The organism is Streptomyces sp. NPDC026246, from assembly GCF_055567995.1.
The window spans coordinates 174,249-191,241 of the sequence record NZ_JBVHPJ010000001.1 but is presented as its reverse complement, the minus strand read 5'-3'; the positions used below and the strand labels follow the sequence as shown (position 1 = coordinate 191,241).

General features: G+C 73.8%; 13 protein-coding genes and 1 pseudogene. 6 read left to right on the top strand and 8 right to left on the bottom strand.

Annotated features, from left to right (window positions below; all coding sequences use genetic code 11):
* Positions 1-37: 37 nt before the first annotated feature.
* The gene (locus ACZ4M5_RS00810) at positions 38-478 is read left to right on the top strand and encodes an SRPBCC family protein (protein ID WP_467731637.1); all 441 of its coding nucleotides are present in this window, start codon (positions 38-40) and stop codon (positions 476-478) included.
* A gap of 94 nt (positions 479-572) precedes the next feature.
* Here the strand turns inward: ACZ4M5_RS00810 and ACZ4M5_RS00805 are convergent, their stop codons facing one another.
* From ACZ4M5_RS00805 to ACZ4M5_RS00785, 5 genes are all read right to left on the bottom strand, one after another.
* Positions 573-1,724: an XdhC family protein gene (locus ACZ4M5_RS00805; protein WP_467731635.1), complete on the bottom strand. Its 1,152-nt coding sequence runs from the start codon at positions 1,722-1,724 to the stop codon at positions 573-575.
* Positions 1,725-1,771: 47 nt separating this feature from the next.
* Positions 1,772-3,229: an NCS2 family permease gene (locus tag ACZ4M5_RS00800; protein ID WP_467731633.1), complete on the bottom strand. Its 1,458-nt coding sequence runs from the start codon at positions 3,227-3,229 to the stop codon at positions 1,772-1,774.
* Positions 3,230-3,432: 203 nt separating this feature from the next.
* Positions 3,433-5,820, bottom strand: a complete 2,388-nt coding sequence (locus ACZ4M5_RS00795) for a xanthine dehydrogenase family protein molybdopterin-binding subunit (RefSeq protein WP_467731631.1) — start codon at positions 5,818-5,820, stop codon at positions 3,433-3,435.
* A gap of 2 nt (positions 5,821-5,822) precedes the next feature.
* Positions 5,823-6,404 (bottom strand): (2Fe-2S)-binding protein, encoded by a 582-nt coding sequence (locus ACZ4M5_RS00790; RefSeq protein ID WP_398109606.1) that lies wholly within the window; start codon positions 6,402-6,404, stop codon positions 5,823-5,825.
* The gene (locus ACZ4M5_RS00785) at positions 6,404-7,294 is read right to left on the bottom strand and encodes an FAD binding domain-containing protein (protein WP_467731629.1); all 891 of its coding nucleotides are present in this window, start codon (positions 7,292-7,294) and stop codon (positions 6,404-6,406) included. Before ACZ4M5_RS00785 ends, ACZ4M5_RS00790 begins: the two co-directional genes overlap by 1 nt.
* A gap of 379 nt (positions 7,295-7,673) precedes the next feature.
* On the opposite strand from ACZ4M5_RS00785, the gene ACZ4M5_RS00780 reads away from it, so the two are divergent.
* Together ACZ4M5_RS00780 and ACZ4M5_RS00775 are read left to right on the top strand one after the other, a co-directional pair.
* A complete protein-coding gene (locus ACZ4M5_RS00780) occupies positions 7,674-9,347 on the top strand; it encodes a PucR family transcriptional regulator (protein WP_467731627.1) in 1,674 nt (557 codons plus the stop codon).
* 165 nt (positions 9,348-9,512) lie between these two features.
* Positions 9,513-10,277, top strand: coding sequence for a hypothetical protein (locus ACZ4M5_RS00775; RefSeq protein WP_467731625.1), 765 nt, complete (start codon positions 9,513-9,515; stop codon positions 10,275-10,277).
* Positions 10,278-10,362: 85 nt separating this feature from the next.
* Here ACZ4M5_RS00775 and ACZ4M5_RS00770 read toward each other — a convergent pair whose 3' ends face one another.
* The gene (locus ACZ4M5_RS00770; RefSeq protein WP_467731623.1) at positions 10,363-11,157 is read right to left on the bottom strand and encodes a GntR family transcriptional regulator; all 795 of its coding nucleotides are present in this window, start codon (positions 11,155-11,157) and stop codon (positions 10,363-10,365) included.
* A 203-nt stretch (positions 11,158-11,360) separates the two neighbouring features.
* Between ACZ4M5_RS00770 and ACZ4M5_RS00765 the strand changes: the two genes are divergently transcribed.
* Together ACZ4M5_RS00765 and ACZ4M5_RS00760 are read left to right on the top strand one after the other, a co-directional pair.
* Positions 11,361-12,212 carry a (2Fe-2S)-binding protein gene (locus tag ACZ4M5_RS00765; RefSeq protein WP_467731621.1) on the top strand — a complete coding sequence of 284 codons (852 nt, stop codon included), beginning with the start codon at positions 11,361-11,363 and terminating at the stop codon, positions 12,210-12,212.
* Positions 12,213-12,516: 304 nt separating this feature from the next.
* Positions 12,517-13,554, top strand: a complete 1,038-nt coding sequence (locus ACZ4M5_RS00760) for a DUF2637 domain-containing protein (RefSeq protein WP_467731619.1) — start codon at positions 12,517-12,519, stop codon at positions 13,552-13,554.
* A gap of 54 nt (positions 13,555-13,608) precedes the next feature.
* On the opposite strand, the gene ACZ4M5_RS00755 is transcribed toward ACZ4M5_RS00760, so the two are convergent.
* Both ACZ4M5_RS00755 and ACZ4M5_RS00750 read right to left on the bottom strand, forming a co-directional pair.
* Positions 13,609-14,103 carry an ATP-binding protein gene (locus ACZ4M5_RS00755; protein ID WP_467732814.1) on the bottom strand — a complete coding sequence of 165 codons (495 nt, stop codon included), beginning with the start codon at positions 14,101-14,103 and terminating at the stop codon, positions 13,609-13,611.
* Between the two features lie 423 nt (positions 14,104-14,526).
* Positions 14,527-15,150, bottom strand: a complete 624-nt coding sequence (locus tag ACZ4M5_RS00750; RefSeq protein ID WP_467731617.1) for a hypothetical protein — start codon at positions 15,148-15,150, stop codon at positions 14,527-14,529.
* A gap of 189 nt (positions 15,151-15,339) precedes the next feature.
* On the opposite strand from ACZ4M5_RS00750, the pseudogene ACZ4M5_RS00745 reads away from it, so the two are divergent.
* A pseudogene (locus ACZ4M5_RS00745) lies at positions 15,340-15,658 on the top strand (helix-turn-helix domain-containing protein); the annotation flags it as partial.
* Positions 15,659-16,993 lie beyond the last annotated feature (1,335 nt).

The following is a 16,993-nucleotide window of genomic DNA, read 5'->3' as shown; positions in this document are numbered from 1 at the left end:
GGCGCGGTGGACGGCGCGGGTTCCCTACGATCGGGGGGTGGCCAACTTCCTGCTCGAGCGCACGGTGCCGCTCCCCCTCGACGAGGCGTGGCGGCGGATCACGCGATGGGAGCGGCACGGCGAGACCGTGCCGCTGACCGTCGTCCGGGTGGTCCCGCCGGGGCCGACGCGCGAGGGCACGCGTGTCGTGGCCCGCTCGGGCGCCGGTCCGCTCGGCTTCGACGACCCGATGGAGGTCACGGTGTGGGAGCCGCCCGCGGACGGCGCCCCGGGGAGGTGCCGGCTGGTCAAGCGCGGCCGGGTGGTGCTCGGTTGGGCCGAGCTCGAGGTGCGGCCGGGGCCGGGCGGGCGCACACGGGTGCTGTGGCGCGAGGAGATCCGCGTCCGGTTCGTGCCGTCACTGTTCGACGGTGTCCTGCGGCGTTCCGCGCGCCGGGTCTTCGGGCGGACCGTCAACCACCTGCTCCGGCTGCCCTGACGGCACCGGTGCGGCGCCGGCCGGTGTCAGGTGCGGCCCCGCCGGGTGTCAGGTGCGAGCCCCACCGGGTGTCAGGTGCGGCCCCCGCCGGGGGTCAGGCCACCGAGCCGATCCGGCCCACCGTGCCGGACTCCGGCGCGTGGTGGATCGGCGTGTGCGCCCCGGTCAGCGGCACCCCGCTCCCGCCGCGCCGCCCGGCGACGATCTCGGCCGCGATCGACAGCGCCGTCTCCTCGGGCGTACGGGCGCCGAGGTCCAGCCCGATCGGCGAGTGCAGGCGGCTCAACTCCATGTCGGTGACGCCGACCTCGCGCAGACGTGCGGTGCGGTCCAGATGGGTGCGCCGGGAGCCCATGGCCCCCACGTACGCCACCGGCAGGCGCAGGGCCCGCTGCAGCAGGGGCACGTCGAACTTGGCGTCGTGGGTCAGGACGCACAGCACCGTGCGGGCGTCGACCTCCGTGCCCTCCAGGTAGCGGTGGGGCCACTCGACGACGATCTCGTCGGCCTCGGGGAAGCGGGTGCGGGTGGCGAAGACGGGGCGGGCGTCGCACACCGTGACGTGGTAGCCGAGGAACTTGCCGACGCGGACCAGGGCGGAGGCGAAGTCGATCGCGCCGAACACGATCATGCGCGGTGCGGGGACCGAGGACTCGACCAGGACCGTGAGCGGCGCTCCGCAGCGGGAGCCCTGCTCCCCGATCTCCAGGGTGCCGGTGCGGCCCGCGTCCAGGAAGGCGGCCGCCTCGGCGGCGACCGTGCGGTCCAGTTCCGGATGGGCGCCGAAGCCACCGGCGGTCGAGCCGTCGGGGCGGACCAGCAGCGCCCGGCCCGTCAGGTCGACCGGGCCGGAGACGATCCGCGCCACCGCCGCCGCCTCCCCTCCGGCGGCGGCGGTGAGCGCGGCCGCGACCACCGGCCGGACCGGGTCGGCGGCCCGTACCGGGGTGACCAGGATGTCGATGACGCCACCGCAGGTCAGGCCCACGGCGAAGGCGTCGTCGTCGCTGTAGCCGAAGCGCTCCAGGACGGTTTCGCCGTCCCGCAGCGCCTGCGCGCACAGCTCGTAGACCGCGCCTTCCACGCAGCCCCCGGAGACCGAGCCGATCGCCGTGCCGTCGGCGTCCACCGCGAGCGCGGCGCCGGGCTGGCGGGGTGCGCTGCCGCCGACGGCCACCACGGTGGCCACGGCGAAGTCACGGCCCTGCTCGACCCACCGGTTCAGCTCCTCGGCGATGTCCAGCATGTGTCTCGGTCTCCTTCGGGCTGTCGTGTCGGGGCGGGGGCGGGGCGTCAGTGGACGCCGAGCCAGCTCTCGATCGGGTGGAGGGCGAAGTACACGAGGAACACCGCCGTGAGGATCCACATGAAGGCGCCGATCTCGCGCCACTTGCCCTGGGCGGTCTTGATGGCGACGTAGGAGATGACACCCGCGGCGACACCGGTGGTGATGGTGTACGTGAAGGGCATCAGCACCACCGTCAGGAACACCGGGACGGCGGTGGCCCGGTCGGCCCAGTCCACGTGCCGGGCGTTCATCAGCATCATCGCGCCGATGACGACGAGCGCAGCGGAGGCGACCTCCTGGGGCACGATCGCGGTGAGCGGGGTGAAGAACAGGCAGGCCGCGAAGAACAGGCCGGTGACCACGGAGGCCAGACCCGTGCGGGCGCCCTCCCCGACACCGGTGGCGGACTCGATGAACACGGTCTGGCCGGAGCCGCCCGCGACACCGCCGATCGCGCCGCCGGCACCGTCGATGAACAGCGCCTTGGACAGGCCCGGCATCCGGCCCTTGGCGTCGGCGAGCCTGGCCTCGGTGCCGACGCCGATGATGGTGGCCATCGCGTCGAAGAACCCGGCCAGCACCAGCGTGAAGACGATCATGCCGACGGTCATCGCGCCGACCTCGCCCCAGCCGCCGAACTCGACGTCGCCGAAGAGCGAGAAGTCGGGCATGGACACGGCGCTGCCGTGCAGTTCGGGAGCGCCGCCCGCCCACTGCTTGGGGTCGACGACCCCGGCGGCGTTCAGGATCGCGGCGACGACCGTGCCGCTGACGATGCCGATCAGGATGGCGCCCGGGACGTTGCGCGCCTGGAGCATGAAGATCAGCAGCAGGGTGCCGGCGAAGAGCAGCACGGGCCAGCCGGCCAGCTCGCCCGCCGGGCCGAGGGTGACGGGGGTGGCCTCACCCTGGTGCACGAAGCCGGACTTGTAGAAACCGATGAGCGCGATGAACAGGCCGATGCCCATGGTGATGCCGTGCTTGAGGGCGAGGGGGATCGCGTTCATGATCATCTCGCGCAGGCCGGTCACCACCAGCAGCATGATGACGACGCCGTACATGACGCACATGCCCATGGCCTGCGGCCAGGTCATCTCGGGTGCGACCTGGGAGGCGAGGACCCCGGAGACGGAGAGGCCGGCGGCGAGGGCGAGGGGCACCTTGCCGATGAAGCCCATCAGCAGGGTGGTCAGGGCCGCGGCGAACGCGGTCGCGGTGATCAGGGCCTGCTGCCCGAGCGTGCCCCCGGCCACGTCCTTGCCGGACAGGATCAGGGGGTTGAGCAGGAGGATGTACGCCATCGCCATGAAGGTCGTGATGCCGCCGCGCACTTCGCGGGCGACGGTCGACCCTCTGAGGGATATGTGGAAGTACCGGTCGAGCCAGGACCTGCCGGCCGGGACGCGGGTGCCTTCGCCCGCGTCGTCGGCTGTGGTCCTCGGCTCTACGGACTGCTGGGTCATGTGGGCCTACTCCCAAGGTTCAAAGGGGCACCCGCTGCTCGTCACGGCGACGTACGGGATTTGGGAAGGTGCTTCGGCCGCACGACCCGGGGGACGGCCCGAGACGAACGATCAGTCGGTTCCCGGGGACCGCGAGCGGTGCGGTTCCCGGTCCTCCGGGCGGCGCGGAAGTGTGACGTTCCGGTGCGCCGCCCGGAGAGCTCTCACGCGGTGCCGGTCAGGTGCTCCGGGCGGACCGGCGTCCTGTTCAGCTCCAGCCCGGTCGCGGCGCGGATCGCCGCGAGCACGGCCGGGGTGGACGACAGGGTGGGTGCCTCGCCGATGCCGCGCAGGCCGTACGGGGCGTGCTCGTCGGCGAGTTCGAGGACGTCGACCGGGATGGTCGGCGTGTCGAGGATGGTCGGGATCAGGTAGTCGGTGAAGGAGGGGTTCTTGACCTTCGCCGTCTTCGGGTCGACGACGATCTCCTCCATCACCGCCACACCCAGGCCCTGGGTGGTGCCGCCCTGGATCTGGCCGATCACCGACAGCGGGTTGAGGGCCTTGCCGACGTCCTGGGCGCAGGCCAGTTCGACGACCTTCACCAGTCCCAGCTCGGTGTCCACCTCGACGACGGCGCGGTGGGCGGCGAAGGAGTACTGCACGTGCCCGTTGCCCTGCCCCGTGCGCAGGTCGAAGGGCTCGGTCGGCCGGTGCCGCCACTCCGCCTCGATCTCGACGGTCTCGCCCTCCAGCACGTCGACCAGGTCGGCGAGGACCTCACCGCCGTCGGTGACGACCTTGCCGCCCTCCAGGACCAGTTCGGCCGTCGCCCAGGCAGGGTGGTAGGTGCCGAACTTGCGGCGGCCGATCTCCAGCACCTTCTCGCGGACGAGTTCGCAGGAGTTCTTCACCGCGCCGCCGGTGACGTACGTCTGCCGGGAGGCGGACGTGGAACCGGCGCTGCCCACCTGGGTGTCGGCCGGGTGGATGGTCACCTGGGTGACGCCCAGCTCGGTCCGGGCGATCTGGGCGTGCACGGTGACGCCGCCCTGGCCGACCTCCGCCATGGCGGTGTGCACGGTCGCCACCGGCTCCCCGGCGATGACCTCCATGCGGACCTTGGCGGTGGAGTAGTCGTCGAACCCCTCGGAGAAACCGACGTTCTTGATGCCGACGGCGTAGCCGACACCACGGACGACGCCCTCGCCGTGCGTGGTGTTGGACAGGCCGCCCGGCAACTGCCGCACGTCGGCGCCCTCGCTGGACTCCCACTGCCGCTCCGGCGGCATCGGCATGGCCTTGACGCGGCGCAGCAGGTCGGCCACCGGGGCCGGGGAGTCGACGGGCTGGCCCGTCGGCATCAGCGTGCCCTGCTCCATGGCGTTGAGCCGGCGGAACTCCACCGGGTCCATGCCGAGTTTCGCGGCGAGCTTGTCCATCTGCGCCTCGTAGGCGAAGCACGCCTGCACCGCGCCGAAGCCGCGCATGGCGCCGCAGGGCGGGTTGTTGGTGTAGAGGGCGACGGCCTCGATGTCCACGTCGTCGATGACGTAGGGGCCGGCCGACAGGGAGGAGGCGTTGCCGACGACCGCCGGGGACGCGGAGGCGTAGGCGCCGCCGTCCAGGACGATCCGGCACTTCATGTGGGTGAGCTTGCCGTCCTTGGTGGCCCCGTGCTCGTAGTACAGCTTGGCGGGGTGGCGGTGGACGTGCCCGAAGAAGGACTCGAAGCGGTTGTAGACGATCTTGACGGGCTTGCCCGTGCGCAGGGCGAGCAGACAGGCGTGGATCTGCATCGACAGGTCCTCGCGGCCGCCGAAGGCGCCGCCGACGCCGGACAGCGTCATGCGCACCTTGTCCTCGGGCAGGCCGAGGACGGGCGCCATCTGGCGCAGGTCGCTGTGCAGCCACTGGGTGGCGATGTAGAGGTGGACGCCGCCGTCCTCCTCCGGCACGGCGAGGCCGGACTCGGGGCCGAGGAACGCCTGGTCCTGCATGCCGAAGGTGTACTCGCCCTCGACGATGACGTCGGCCCGCTCGCGGGCCTCGGCCACGTTCCCGCGCACGATCGGCTGGCGGTGCACGATGTTGGGGTGCGGGACGTGACCGCTGTGGTGGTCGTCGCGGTTCTCGTGGACGAGGATCGCGTCGGGTGCGGTGGCCGAGGCCTCGTCCGTGACGACGGGCAGCTCCCGGTACTCCACCTTGATCTTCGCGGCGGCGCGGCGCGCGGTCTCCGGGTGGTCGGCGGCGACGAGCGCGACCGGCTCGCCGTGGTGGCGGACCTTGCCGTGCGCGAGGACCGGGGTGTCCTGGATCTCCAGGCCGTAGTTCCGCACCTCGGTGGGCAGGTCGTCGTACGTCAGCACGGCGTACACGCCGGGGGTGGCCAGGGCCTCGCCGGTGTCGATCGAGACGATCTCGGCGTGGGCGACCGTGGAGCGCAGGATCTGGCCCCAGAGCATGTCCTCGTGCCACATGTCGGACGAGTACGCGAACTCGCCGGTGACCTTGAGGGTGCCGTCGGGGCGCAGCGTGGACTCGCCGATGCCGCCCTTGGTCGGGGTGCCCTGGGTGATCTTCGTGGGGGTTCCGCTGGGGGATGACACGATCAGACCGCCTCAGACTGCCGGGCGGCCGCCAGGCGGACCGCGTCCATGATCTTCTCGTAGCCGGTGCAGCGGCACAGGTTGCCCGACAGCGCCTCGCGGATGTCCGCGTCGGTCGGGTTGGGGTTGCGCTCCAGCATCTCGTCGGCGGCGACCAGCAGCCCCGGGGTGCAGAAGCCGCACTGGACGGCGCCGGCGTCGATGAACGCCTGCTGGATGGGGGCCAGTTCGCCGCCCTCGCCGGTCTGCGAGTCGGTGCCCCGGGCCTGCCAGCCCTGGGCGTCCTGGAGCGACGTGCCACAGGCGCCGGAGGCGCAGCCGCCCTCGGCGCGCTGCCTGGCGTGGTCGGCGAGACCCTCGACGGTGACGACCTCGCGGCCCTCCACCTGCCCGGCGGCGACCAGGCACGAGCACACCGGCACGCCGTCCAGGCGGACCGTGCACGAACCGCACTCGCCCTGCTCACAGGCGTTCTTCGAGCCCGGCAGGCCGAGCCGCTCCCTCAGCACGTACAGCAGGGACTCGCCCTCCCACACGTCGTCGGCTTCCTGCGGACGGCCGTTGACCGTGAAGTTGACGCGCATCACGCAGCTCCCTCGGTGAGGCGGCGTTCGCCGCGGTAGGACTCCCAGGTCCAGGTCAGCGTGCGGCGGGCCATGACGCCGACCGCGTGGCGGCGGTAGCTCGCGGTGCCCCGGACGTCGTCGATGGGGTTGCAGGCGGCGGAGCACAGGTCCGCGAACTGCTTGGCGACCGACGGAGTGATGATCTTTCCGTTGTCCCAGAAGCCGCCCTCCTCCAGTGCGGCGTTCAGGAACTCCTCGGCGGCCTTGGCCCGCACGGGGGTCGGCGCGGCGGAGCCGATGCCGGTGCGCACGGTCCGGGTGGTGGGGTGCAGCGCGAACCCGAAGGCGCACACGGCGATCACCATGGCGTTGCGGGTGCCGACCTTGGAGAACTGCTGCGGCCCGTCCGCCTTCTTGACGTGCACCGCGCGGATCAGCTCGTCGGGCTCCAGCGCATTGCGCTTCACACCCGTGTAGAAGGCGTCGATCGGGATGAGGCGGGTGCCGCGCACCGACTCGGCCTCCACCTCGGCGCCCGCGGCCAGCAGGGCGGGGTGGGCGTCCCCGGCCGGGGACGCGGTGCCGAGGTTGCCGCCGACGCCGCCGCGGTTGCGGATCTGCGGGGAGGCCACGGTGTGCGAGGCGAGGGCGAGACCCGGCAGCTCGGCGCGCAGGTTCTCCATGATCTTCGTGTAGGGCACGGAGGCGCCCAGGCGCACGCTCTCCTCGCCGACCTCCCACTCGGAAAGGTCGCCGATGCGGTTCAGGTCGAGGAGGTACTCGGGCCGGCGGTGGTCGAAGTTGATCTCGACCATCACGTCGGTGCCACCCGCAATCGGCACAGCGGTGGGATGCTCTGCCTTCGCGGCGAGCGCCTCCTCCCAGCTGGCGGGGCGAAGGAAGTCCATGACCGGCTCTCTTCTTCGTCTTCTCGTGGGGCGTTCAGATTGAGCCAATCCGTGTGCGGCGGTCCCGGCTCGTTCATGTGCTGTTTACGCGTAGTGGCCTCAGTACACAGGCCCGTGCTCCGACGGGGTCAGTCACGGAAACCATGAAGGAGTTGGCTGGCCACGGCGGGCATCTTGTAGATTCGTATGAACGGAGGCCATCCGAAACCTCCTCGTTCTCCTGTGGAAACGCGCGACACAGCCGCGTGACCTGGGACACAACCGGGACACGGTTCCCAGGCGGCGAGCCCTGCTCATCCACCCGCCGAACAGGCGTTCCCCGGGGATGCCTTTCCTAGATCCACCATAGTTTTCGAGACAAAGAACGGCGGCGACGAGAATGCGGCTGCGCGCACTGCTGGAGACGGACGCGCTGGGCCTCAAGCTGCTCGGCGGCCAGGACGAGCTGGACCGCACGGTGCGGGGCGTGATGACCACCGACCTGCGGGACCCCAGCCGCTACCTCTCGGGCGGCGAACTGGTGCTCACGGGCCTGGCCTGGCGCCGGGACGCCGGTGACTCGGAGCCGTTCGTCCGGATCCTGGTGCAGGCGGGCGTGACGGCCCTGGCCGCGGGCGAGGCCGAGCTCGGGGACGTGCCGGAGGACCTGGTCGCCGCGTGCGCCCGGCACCGCCTGCCGCTCCTGGCCGTACACGAGTCGGTGGCCTTCGCGACGATCACCGAGCATGTGGTGCGCCAGGTCTCCGGCGAGCGCGCCGGGGACCTGGCGGCGGTGGTCGACCGCCACCGCCGGATGATGACGTCCGGCCCGGCGGGCGGCGGCCCCGACGTGGTCCTGGACCTGCTGGGCTCCGACCTCGACCTGCGCGCCTGGGTCCTCTCCCCCACCGGCCGCCTGATGGCGGGCTCCAAGAGCGCCGGGGCCGCCCTGCCGGCCGAGGTGTGCGCCCGGCTCGCGGGCGAGCACCTCACCGCCACCCGCACCGGCCGCCGCGGCCCCCACCGGGTCGTCCTGGGTGCCACCACCTACTCCCTGTTCCCCGTGCGCTCCACCGGCCGTCCCCCGCAGCCGGTCCGGGACGCCCGCGAGAGCGCGCTGTCCGACTGGCTGCTGGCCGTGGAGGCGGACGCCGGCGACTGGGCCGAGGAGCGCCTGGACCTGCTGCACGGCGTCACCCAGCTGATCGCCGTCGAACGGGACCGCCGCGACGCGGCCCGTACGGTCCGCCGCAGGCTCGCCCAGGAGGTGCTGGAGCTGGTCCAGACGGGCGCCGCGCCCGGTGAGATCGCCGCCCGGCTGCGCGTGGCCGCTCCGGTGCTGCTGCCCGGCCTGGGAGCGGCGCCGCACTGGCAGGTGATCGTGGCCCGGGTCGACTGGGACGGCGAGCAGACCGAGACCGGCCCGGTGGCGCAGGCCCTGCTGGAGGAGATCCTCGTCGACCCCGCGGCGGCCGGGCCGGACCCCTCCGACCGCATCGCCGTCGCCCACACGGGCGAGGAGGCCATCGCCCTGGTCCCCCTCCCGGCCGTCACGGCGGAGCCCGACGGGTCGGAGACGGGCGTCCTCGCCGACGCCCTGCTGGAGTCGGTCCGCGACCCGTTGACGGCGGGGCTCGACGGCGACGGGCGGCTCACCCTCGGAGTCAGCGCGGCCGTCCACTCGGCCGAGGGCCTGCGCGGCGCCCTGGAGGAGGCCCGGCACGCCCGCCGGGTGGCCGCCGCCCGGCAGGGCCGGGTCTGTGCGGCGGGCCACCAGGAACTGGCCTCCCACGTCCTGCTGCTCCCCTTCGTCCCCGACGACGTCCGCCGCGCCTTCACCGCCCGCCTCCTGGATCCCCTGCGCGACTACGACCAGCGCCACCGGGCGGAGCTGATCCCCACCCTGGAGGCGTTCCTCGACTGCGACGGCTCCTGGACCCGCTGTGCCACCCGTCTGCACCTGCACGTCAACACGCTGCGCTACCGCGTCGGCCGGATCGAGCAGTTGACGGGGCGTGACCTTTCCCGGCTGGAGGACAAGCTCGACTTCTTCCTGGCACTGCGGATGAGCTGAGACAAGGGCTGGCACGGCCCGGGTCCCGGGCCGCCGCCGAGTCCCACGACTTTGTGAAATCCTTCACCCGCCCTCTTGGCCCGGCCCGCCGATTCATGCTGAGATGCCGCCACCACTCAACAGCTCGATGGCGTGCTCGGGGAGGGCAACGTGGCGCATACCGCCATGTCTGGTAACGGAACGACCGCCGGTGACGATCCCCTCCAGACCGCGGTATGGCGGCTGCGCTCGCGCGGGTGCTGGGCCGACGCGGCCGCACTGCTGCCGCCGACCACCCCGGCGGCGGCGCTGCAGCGCGCGGCGCTGCTGGTCGAACGGTGTCTGTACACCGAGCAGGGCTGGGAGGAGGCCGAGGACGCGCTGCGCACGGCGGAGGCGGTGGCCCACGGCGACGAGGAGCGGGGCGCGGCCGCTTGTGAACGCGGGTACTTGGCCTACGCGGCGACGGTGCTCGCGGTGCGCGACCGGGCCGACGAGGCCCGTGCCGCGCTCGGCCGGGCCGCGGCGCTGGTACCTCCGGGGGCTCCGCAGCGGGCCCTGCTCGACTTCCGCCGCGGGCTGGTGGCGGAGAACCTGACCAGTTCGCCCCAGGCCGCACGCGCCGCCTACCGCCGCGCCCACGCCGGGGCGACGGCCCTGGCCGACCCGCTGCTGCTGTCCTTCACCTGGCGCCACATGGCCGGACTGGCCTTGCGGGAGGGCGAGTTGGCGGAGGCGCGACACGGCTTCGCGGAGTCGCTGCGGATCCGTGAGGAACTGGGCTACCTGGTGGGCACGGCACCCGCGCTGGTGTCCCTGGCCGAAACAGAGACCGAGCCGGAGGCGTCGCGCCTGCGGGAGGAGGCCCGCCGCCTGTTCCGCCTGCTCGGCGGCGTTCCCACCTGGCTGGCCCGCCATCTCGCCCCCGTGCCCCCGGCGGCAACGGCCTGACCCCGGGCCCTCCCCGGCCCGTCCGCCCCCGGCCTGCGGCAGGAGAGGGCGGGCCAGGGGGTGTCGGCGTACGGCGGATGTCCGCTCAGCCCGCGCCCACGGCCCCCGCGAAGTGCTCCCCGGCCAGCGCCCGCACGACCTCCAGGTCCCGGGCGATCAGCGCGTCCAGCAGCGCCGTGTGCTCATGCGCGTCCGCCACCAGGTCGGCCCGGCCGCGCACACCCGGCCCGCCCCCGACCAGCGGCCACTGCGCCCTGCGGTGCAGGTCCTCCGCGATCTGCACGAGCTGGCGGTTGCCGGCCAGGGACAGCACCGCCCGGTGGAAGCCCCGGTCGGACTCCGCGTAGGTCGCCCGGCAGCCCGAGGACGCCGCCCGGACCGTCGCCTCGGCGAGGGGACGCAGCTCCGCCCAGCGCTCCGCGGGGACGGTGCGTGCCAGGCGCAGCAGCACCGGCACCTCGATCAGCGCCCGCACCTCCGCCAGTTCCGCCAGCTCCCGCGCCCCGCGCTCGACCACCCGGAAGCCGCGGTTGGGCACGACCTCCACGGCGCCTTCCAGGGCCAGCTGCTGCATGGCCTCGCGCACGGGTGTGGCGGAGACCCCGAACCGCTCCCCCAGCACGGGCGCCGAGTACACCTCGCCGGGCCGCAGGTCCCCGGCCACCAGCGCCGCGCGCAGCGCGTCGAGGATCTGCCCGCGCACCGAGGCCCGCTGCACGACCGGCCGCTCCCGCGCGGCACCCGGGGCGGGCGGCTCACTGTGCGTGTGCTCACCGCGCACCGCCCCGGCCTGCCGCGGCACCCGGGCCTCCCCGGCCGCGGCGGCCGGACGCGTGCGGGGCAGTCCGGTCCCGGCGGGGCCCTGCGTGCCCTGCTTCACAAGGTCCTCCTCCGGACGTGTCGGTGACGTGTCGGTACTTGGGGTCATTACGGCGGGTTGCTACTCGCCCGTCAAGCACCATAAGCGCATCGGCCGGCGGTTCACATCCGCGGTCCCCCTGCACGGTTCCCTTTTCCGCGATCTTCGGTAAGGTAAGCCTTACCTTCAGGAAGCCTGTTCGACCCAGACGGATCGGTGATCACATGCCCGCGCCCCGCTCGGCCGTCTCCGGCGCCTACGCCCGTCTGGCCGAGGTCCTCCCGGGGCTCGCCGTCACGGAACTCGCTGCCGGGGACGCGCTGCCGCGAGGCGCCGGCTGGGCCGCCGCAGCCGACCTCGCGGCGGCCGGCCCCGCGCTCGACGCCTTCCTGGCCTGGGACGAGGAGCAGATCCAGCGGGACTACGGACAGCGCGCCCGCCCCGACGTCGTCGCGAGCTTCGGTCTGCACCGCTACGCCTGGCCCGCCTGCCTGCTGATCACCGTCCCCTGGTTCCTGCAGCGCAGGGTCCCGTACTACCCCGTGACGCACGTCTCGTACGACCGGACCGCCGCGGGACACCCCCTCGGGCACCTGGCCGTCCGCCCCGCAGGCTTCGCCTGCCTGCCCGGCGACGAGGCGGCCGTCCTGCCCGGGGCCCGCGTCGTGCCCGACGAGGAGGCGCTGCGGGCGCAGGTGCGGTCGGCTGTGGCCGCGCACATGGAACCGGTCCTGGCCGGGTTCGGGCCCCGGATGCGGCGCCGCGGCCGGGCCCTGTGGGGCATGGCGACGGACGAGATCGTCGAGGGCGTCTGGTACATCGCGCAGCAGCTCGGCGAGATCGAGGAGCGGCGGGCGATGCGCGAGCTGGAACTGCTGCTGCCGGGCGCGGTCAAGCCGTACGTCGGCACACCGGCCTTCCGGGAGCTGACCGGGCCGGGCGGCGAGCCCCTGCGCACCCGGGAGCGGGCGAGCTGCTGCATGTTCTACACCCTGCGCCCCGAGGACACCTGCGCCACCTGCCCCCGCACCTGCGAGGCGGACCGGGTCGGCAAGCTGCTGGCCACAGCAGGGTGACGCGGCGTCGGGCGTGATCACCCCCCGGCGACCCGTAAGATCATCACAACACCGGCCCCCCGTACGCCTCCAGGCGGATCACCGTCTCCCCGCGCGTGGCGGGAACTTTCCGGAGAACCACTCGTACGGGTAGTCTTGTTCGAACTCAACTCCCGCCCCTCAAGCGGCAGTTCGAGCAGAACGTCGCCCTGGGCATCCCCTTGCACTTCCTTGGCGGCCTCTTGCCCCGAAACCCCCTGAGGGCCGACGGGATTGGGCCACTATGGCGGGCGTTACGCCCTATCCCACTGCAAGGGACCCCCGAATGAGACTGACCGACATATCGCTGAACTGGCTGCTTCCCGGCGCCGTGCTCCTGCTGGGCATGCTGGCGGCGGTGGCGGTGCTCGCGCGCGGCAAGCGCTCCTCGGTCAAGGACACGAGCGCGGACGACTCCTGGGAGCGCAGCGAGGAGCGCCGCAGGCGCAAGGAAGCGATCTACGGCACCGTTTCCTACGTCCTGCTGTTCTGCTGCGCGGCCGTCGCCGCCGCACTCTCCTTCCACGGCCTGGTCGGCTTCGGCGAGCAGAACCTCGGCCTGACGGGCGGCTGGCAGTACCTCGTCCCGTTCGGCCTGGACGGCGCGGCGATGTTCTGCTCGGTGCTGGCGGTGCGCGAGGCCAGCCACGGTGACGCCGCGCTCGGCTCCCGGATACTGGTCTGGACGTTCGCCTTCGCCGCGGCCTGGTTCAACTGGGTGCACGCGCCCCGGGGCGTCGGCCACGCGGGTGCCCCGCACTTCTTCGCCGGCATGTCCCTGTCCGCCGCGGTGCTCTTCGACCGGGCGCTGAAGCAGACCCGCCGCGCCGCCCTGCGCGAGCAGGGCCTGGTGCCGCGCCCGCTGCCGCAGATCCGCATCGTGCGCTGGCTGCGTGCTCCCCGGGAGACGTACGGCGCCTGGTCGCTGATGCTGCTGGAGGGCGTGCGCAGCCTCGACGAGGCGGTGGACGAGGTCCGTGACGACAAGCGCAAGAAGGACGAGGCCCGTCAGCGGCGGCGCGACCAGCAGCGCGTGGAGCGGGCGCAGCTGAAGGCGATCAGCCGCGGGAACCGCGGGCACTTCGGCCGCGGTGGCGGCCGGCAGGTGGAGGTGCAGGTGGAGCGCGCATCCTCGCAGGCCTCCGCGGAGCCTGCCATAGCGCCGGATCCCCTGCCCGTCCGCTCGCGTCCCTCCCTGCAGCCGGTCCGTCAGGGAGCTGACCCGGTGACCGTGGACCTGACCGCGGAGGACGACACCCAGGCGCTGCCGCGTCTGGACTCCCTGGAGCGCAAGCTCAAGGACCTGGAGCAGCAGTTCGGCTGACGCAGCGGCACCGGAAGGGGGCGCGGTTCTGGCGGACCGCGCCCCCTTCGGCGTTCACGCCGCGCGGGCCTGGAGCTCGAACCAGACCGACTTGCCCACGTCGTGCGGCCGTACCCCCCAGTCGTCCGCGAGGGACTCCACCAGGAACAGGCCGCGCCCGCCCGTGCCCTCGTCGGGGACCGGGGTGCGCACCCGGGGTCTGCGGGCCACGAAGTCCCGTACCTCCACGCGCAGTCCGCGGGGTCCGACGGTGGCCGTGAGGACCGCGTCGTGGTCGGTGTGCACGATCGCGTTGGTGACGAGTTCGCTGGTGAGCAGTTCCGCGATGTCGGGGAGGTCGGAGCGTCCGGGTGGCCTGCCCCACCGCCCGAGCAGTTCCCGCAGGGCCCTGCGGGCCTCCGGGACGGCCCGCAGGTCCGCCCGCCCGAGTCTGCGGCGCAGTTGCGGTTCGGGCTCGCGCTCCGCGACCTCTTCCGCCCCGTCCCCCGTCGTGTCCACCGAGAAGGCCCCCGTCGCCGTGGGACCGCCTCCCCGTGCCTGCCTCTCCATGGCCCCCGCCCGCGCGCCGATGTCGGTTCCCCCTTGGTCGAACACGTTCACGGGGATCCATGCCCCACCGGGCACGCGCCAGTCATGCCCGCTCGCCGACGGCCGGGTGTTCGGCCACCGGAACGGGCATCCGGGTCCGGTGGCGGCCCGCCGGGCAGTACACCGGCCGGGGGCAGCGGGTCAAGTGGGTGGCCGGTCAGGGTCTCCGCACGGTTGCTGACCGCCGGAGATCGGACGACGAGCCGTGTGTCGGCTGTCGCCGGACGCGTGCGCGGGGACGGGAGGAGCGCACCGGCTCGCGGGGGCGGGGCTCGCCGGAAGTTGGCCGAAGTACGACGGTTTCCGTCGCCGGGCACGGCCGGTGCGGGGCCGTCCTCCTCACCCCCGTGGCGGAGGACGGCCCTTGTGCCGGTGGCCGCCCGGTCAGTAGAGCTTGTTGACGGCGGTGGTCGTCGTCTTCTTGAAGGCGCTCACCGGGGCGTCGCCGAAGTCGCCCATCTGACCCCACTGCACGACGGTGACGGTCCTGCCGTCACGTCCGACCGACATCAGCGAGACGTCGTTGGCACCCCACGAGGTCTCCGTGTGCAGGCCCCGCACCTGGGCGCCCTCCTCGACCGCCAGCTTGCCGTAGTAGCGGCTCCCGGCCTCGGTGTCGGGGTAGGCCTGCTCGATGCGGTCGGCGCAGGTGCGGATCAGGTCGTCGTAGTGCTTCGCCAGGGCCTTGGCCAGGGTGGCCGTGTCCGCCACGACGGTCAGCTGTACGGCGCTGGTGTCCAGGTCGGTCCGGAACTCGCGGTAGCGGTAGTCGTAGGACGGCACGCCCTCCGTGCTGACGCAGGTGCCGAGTCCCTCCGGGAACCCTTCGGTGACAGGGCCGGCCGTCCAGGTGGAGCTCGGGTGCGGCGGCAGCTGGGACGCCGACAGGAACTTCGGTGCGGCGGCCTGCGTCGCGGCACCGGCGGCCGGTGCCGTGAGGACCGTGCCCGCCGCGAGGGCCGCGACGGTGAGTGCGGTGAGCGCGCTCGCTCGGATGTGCTTGGGCATGGGTGTCCCCCCGTGAATGCGTACGTGGATGGTCGATGCCGCCCGAGGCCGGCCGGTCGGCCAGGACCTGCTCGGTGCGGCACCAGAAGCATCAGCGGTCACACCGGGCGGATGCAACAGCCCGCGCCCGATCCGGCACGGTGGAACCATCCCAGCCCGTCTGACGTGCAGGTACAGGGGGTGCCTGGGATGCCGTTCCGGGCCCGGTCGGACCACGAGGACGGGGGAACGGTGTCGGCACGCAAGGACGTGGACGGCGTCGGGGAGTTCGCGGCGCTGCTGAGGGCCCTGAAGGAGCGCACGGACCGCAGCTACGGTGCGCTGGCCCGCCGCCTGGCCATGAACACCTCGACGCTGCACCGGTATTGCGCCGGCGACGCGGTCCCGGTGGACTTCGCGCCCGTGGAGCGCTTCGCGGCGCTGTGCGGGGCCACGGCCGACGAACGCCTGGAACTGCACCGCCGCTGGCTCGTCGCGGTGGCGGCACGGCAACGGCCACGCGGCGGCGGCATGGCAGGGGCTGGTGCGGCCGCGGGCGGACCGGTGGAGGGCACGGACAGGACGGGGAGCACGGACGGGACGGGGAGCACGGGCGCGGCGGGCGTCGCCGCGGGCGCGGCGGGCGTCGCTGCGGGCGCGGCGAGCGTCGCTGCCGGTGCGGTGGACGGCCCGGGGGTGGCGGGCGTTTCCGGTGCGGCGCACGGCGCTGGTGCGGGGCGGGGTGGCGCGGATGCGGGGCAGGGCGCAGGCTCGGCGAGCGTTGCCGGTGCGCCGCGAGGCGCCGGTGCGGGGCAGGGCGCGTCTGCGGCGGGAGGCGCGGGTGCGGCTGCCGTCGTCGCCGGTGCGGCGGGAAGCGCGGGCGCGGGGCAGGGCGCAGGCTCGGCGGTCGCTGCCGGTGACGGAGAGGGCGCGGGTCCGGCGGGAGGCTCTGGTGCGGCGGGCGTCGTCGCCGGTGCGGCGGGCGACTCGGGCGCCGAGAGCGGTGAGGGCCCGGCGGAGGGTGACGCGGCCGCAGCGGCCGGGGAAGCGGCGGAGGGTGACAGGCCGACAGGGATCCAGGACGCGGCGGAGGGTGACCGGCCGACGGGGATCCAGGGCGCGGCGGAGGGTGACGGGCCGACGGGGATCCAGGGCGCGGCGGAGGGTGACGGGTCCGCACGGGACGGGGGCAGGGCGGAGGCCGGGGAGCCGGCGGCGGTGGGGGACGCCGCCGAGGAGGGGCGCGCGGCGCCGGGCCGGGGCGCCCCGCAGGGCGCGCACGCGGTGCGGGACGCCGAAGCGGCGCGGGGCGCGGGCGCGTACCAGGAGGCGGGCGCCCCGTCGAGCGTGCGCGCGGCGGACGCCTCTGCCGGGACGGACGGAATTCCGCGAGGCGAGGACGGCCCGGGCGAAGCGGACCCGGTGACTCTCCCTGCCCCGCACGCCGCACGCCCCCGCCGCCCCTGGCACCGCCACAGGCGTCTCGCGGCCGGCCTCGCCGCCGCCGGCGCGCTGCTGGCGGCCCTGGGAGGTCTCGCCGCTCTGCCGGACGGACGGCGGGACGCCGCCGACGGCCCGGCCCGTACCGTCGCCCCGGCCGATCCCGGGGCGGACCCGACCGGACGGCCCGGACGGCACGGCTCCTCCGCGCCGAGCGACTCGCCCACCCCGGACCCGTCGTCGTCCTCCACCGCCCCGGAGAAGGACGGGAGGAAGGGGCGGAAGCACGGCACGGCCGGCCCTTCGCCGTCCGCCCGGTCCGCCGCTCCCCCGCGGAACGGCACGTCCGCCGCCGTACCCCTCACCTGGTCCGCCGACTCCCAGGCGTGGAAGCTGGGTTGCGGACACGACTACGTGATCACCA

Bases quoted from the DNA above. Each gene is read 5' to 3' on its own strand.
- ACZ4M5_RS00805 (WP_467731635.1), bottom strand. From the start codon at position 1,724: ATGCTGGACATCGCCGAGGAGCTGAACCGGTGGGTCGAGCAGGGCCGT.
- ACZ4M5_RS00800 (WP_467731633.1), bottom strand. From the start codon at position 3,229: ATGACCCAGCAGTCCGTAGAGCCGAGGACCACAGCCGACGACGCGGGC.
- ACZ4M5_RS00790 (WP_398109606.1), bottom strand. From the start codon at position 6,404: ATGCGCGTCAACTTCACGGTCAACGGCCGTCCGCAGGAAGCCGACGAC.
- ACZ4M5_RS00785 (WP_467731629.1), bottom strand. From the start codon at position 7,294: ATGGACTTCCTTCGCCCCGCCAGCTGGGAGGAGGCGCTCGCCGCGAAG.
- ACZ4M5_RS00780 (WP_467731627.1), top strand. From the start codon at position 7,674: ATGCGGCTGCGCGCACTGCTGGAGACGGACGCGCTGGGCCTCAAGCTG.
- ACZ4M5_RS00775 (WP_467731625.1), top strand. From the start codon at position 9,513: ATGTCTGGTAACGGAACGACCGCCGGTGACGATCCCCTCCAGACCGCG.
- ACZ4M5_RS00765 (WP_467731621.1), top strand. From the start codon at position 11,361: ATGCCCGCGCCCCGCTCGGCCGTCTCCGGCGCCTACGCCCGTCTGGCC.
- ACZ4M5_RS00760 (WP_467731619.1), top strand. From the start codon at position 12,517: ATGAGACTGACCGACATATCGCTGAACTGGCTGCTTCCCGGCGCCGTG.
- ACZ4M5_RS00755 (WP_467732814.1), bottom strand. From the start codon at position 14,103: ATGGAGAGGCAGGCACGGGGAGGCGGTCCCACGGCGACGGGGGCCTTC.
- ACZ4M5_RS00750 (WP_467731617.1), bottom strand. From the start codon at position 15,150: ATGCCCAAGCACATCCGAGCGAGCGCGCTCACCGCACTCACCGTCGCG.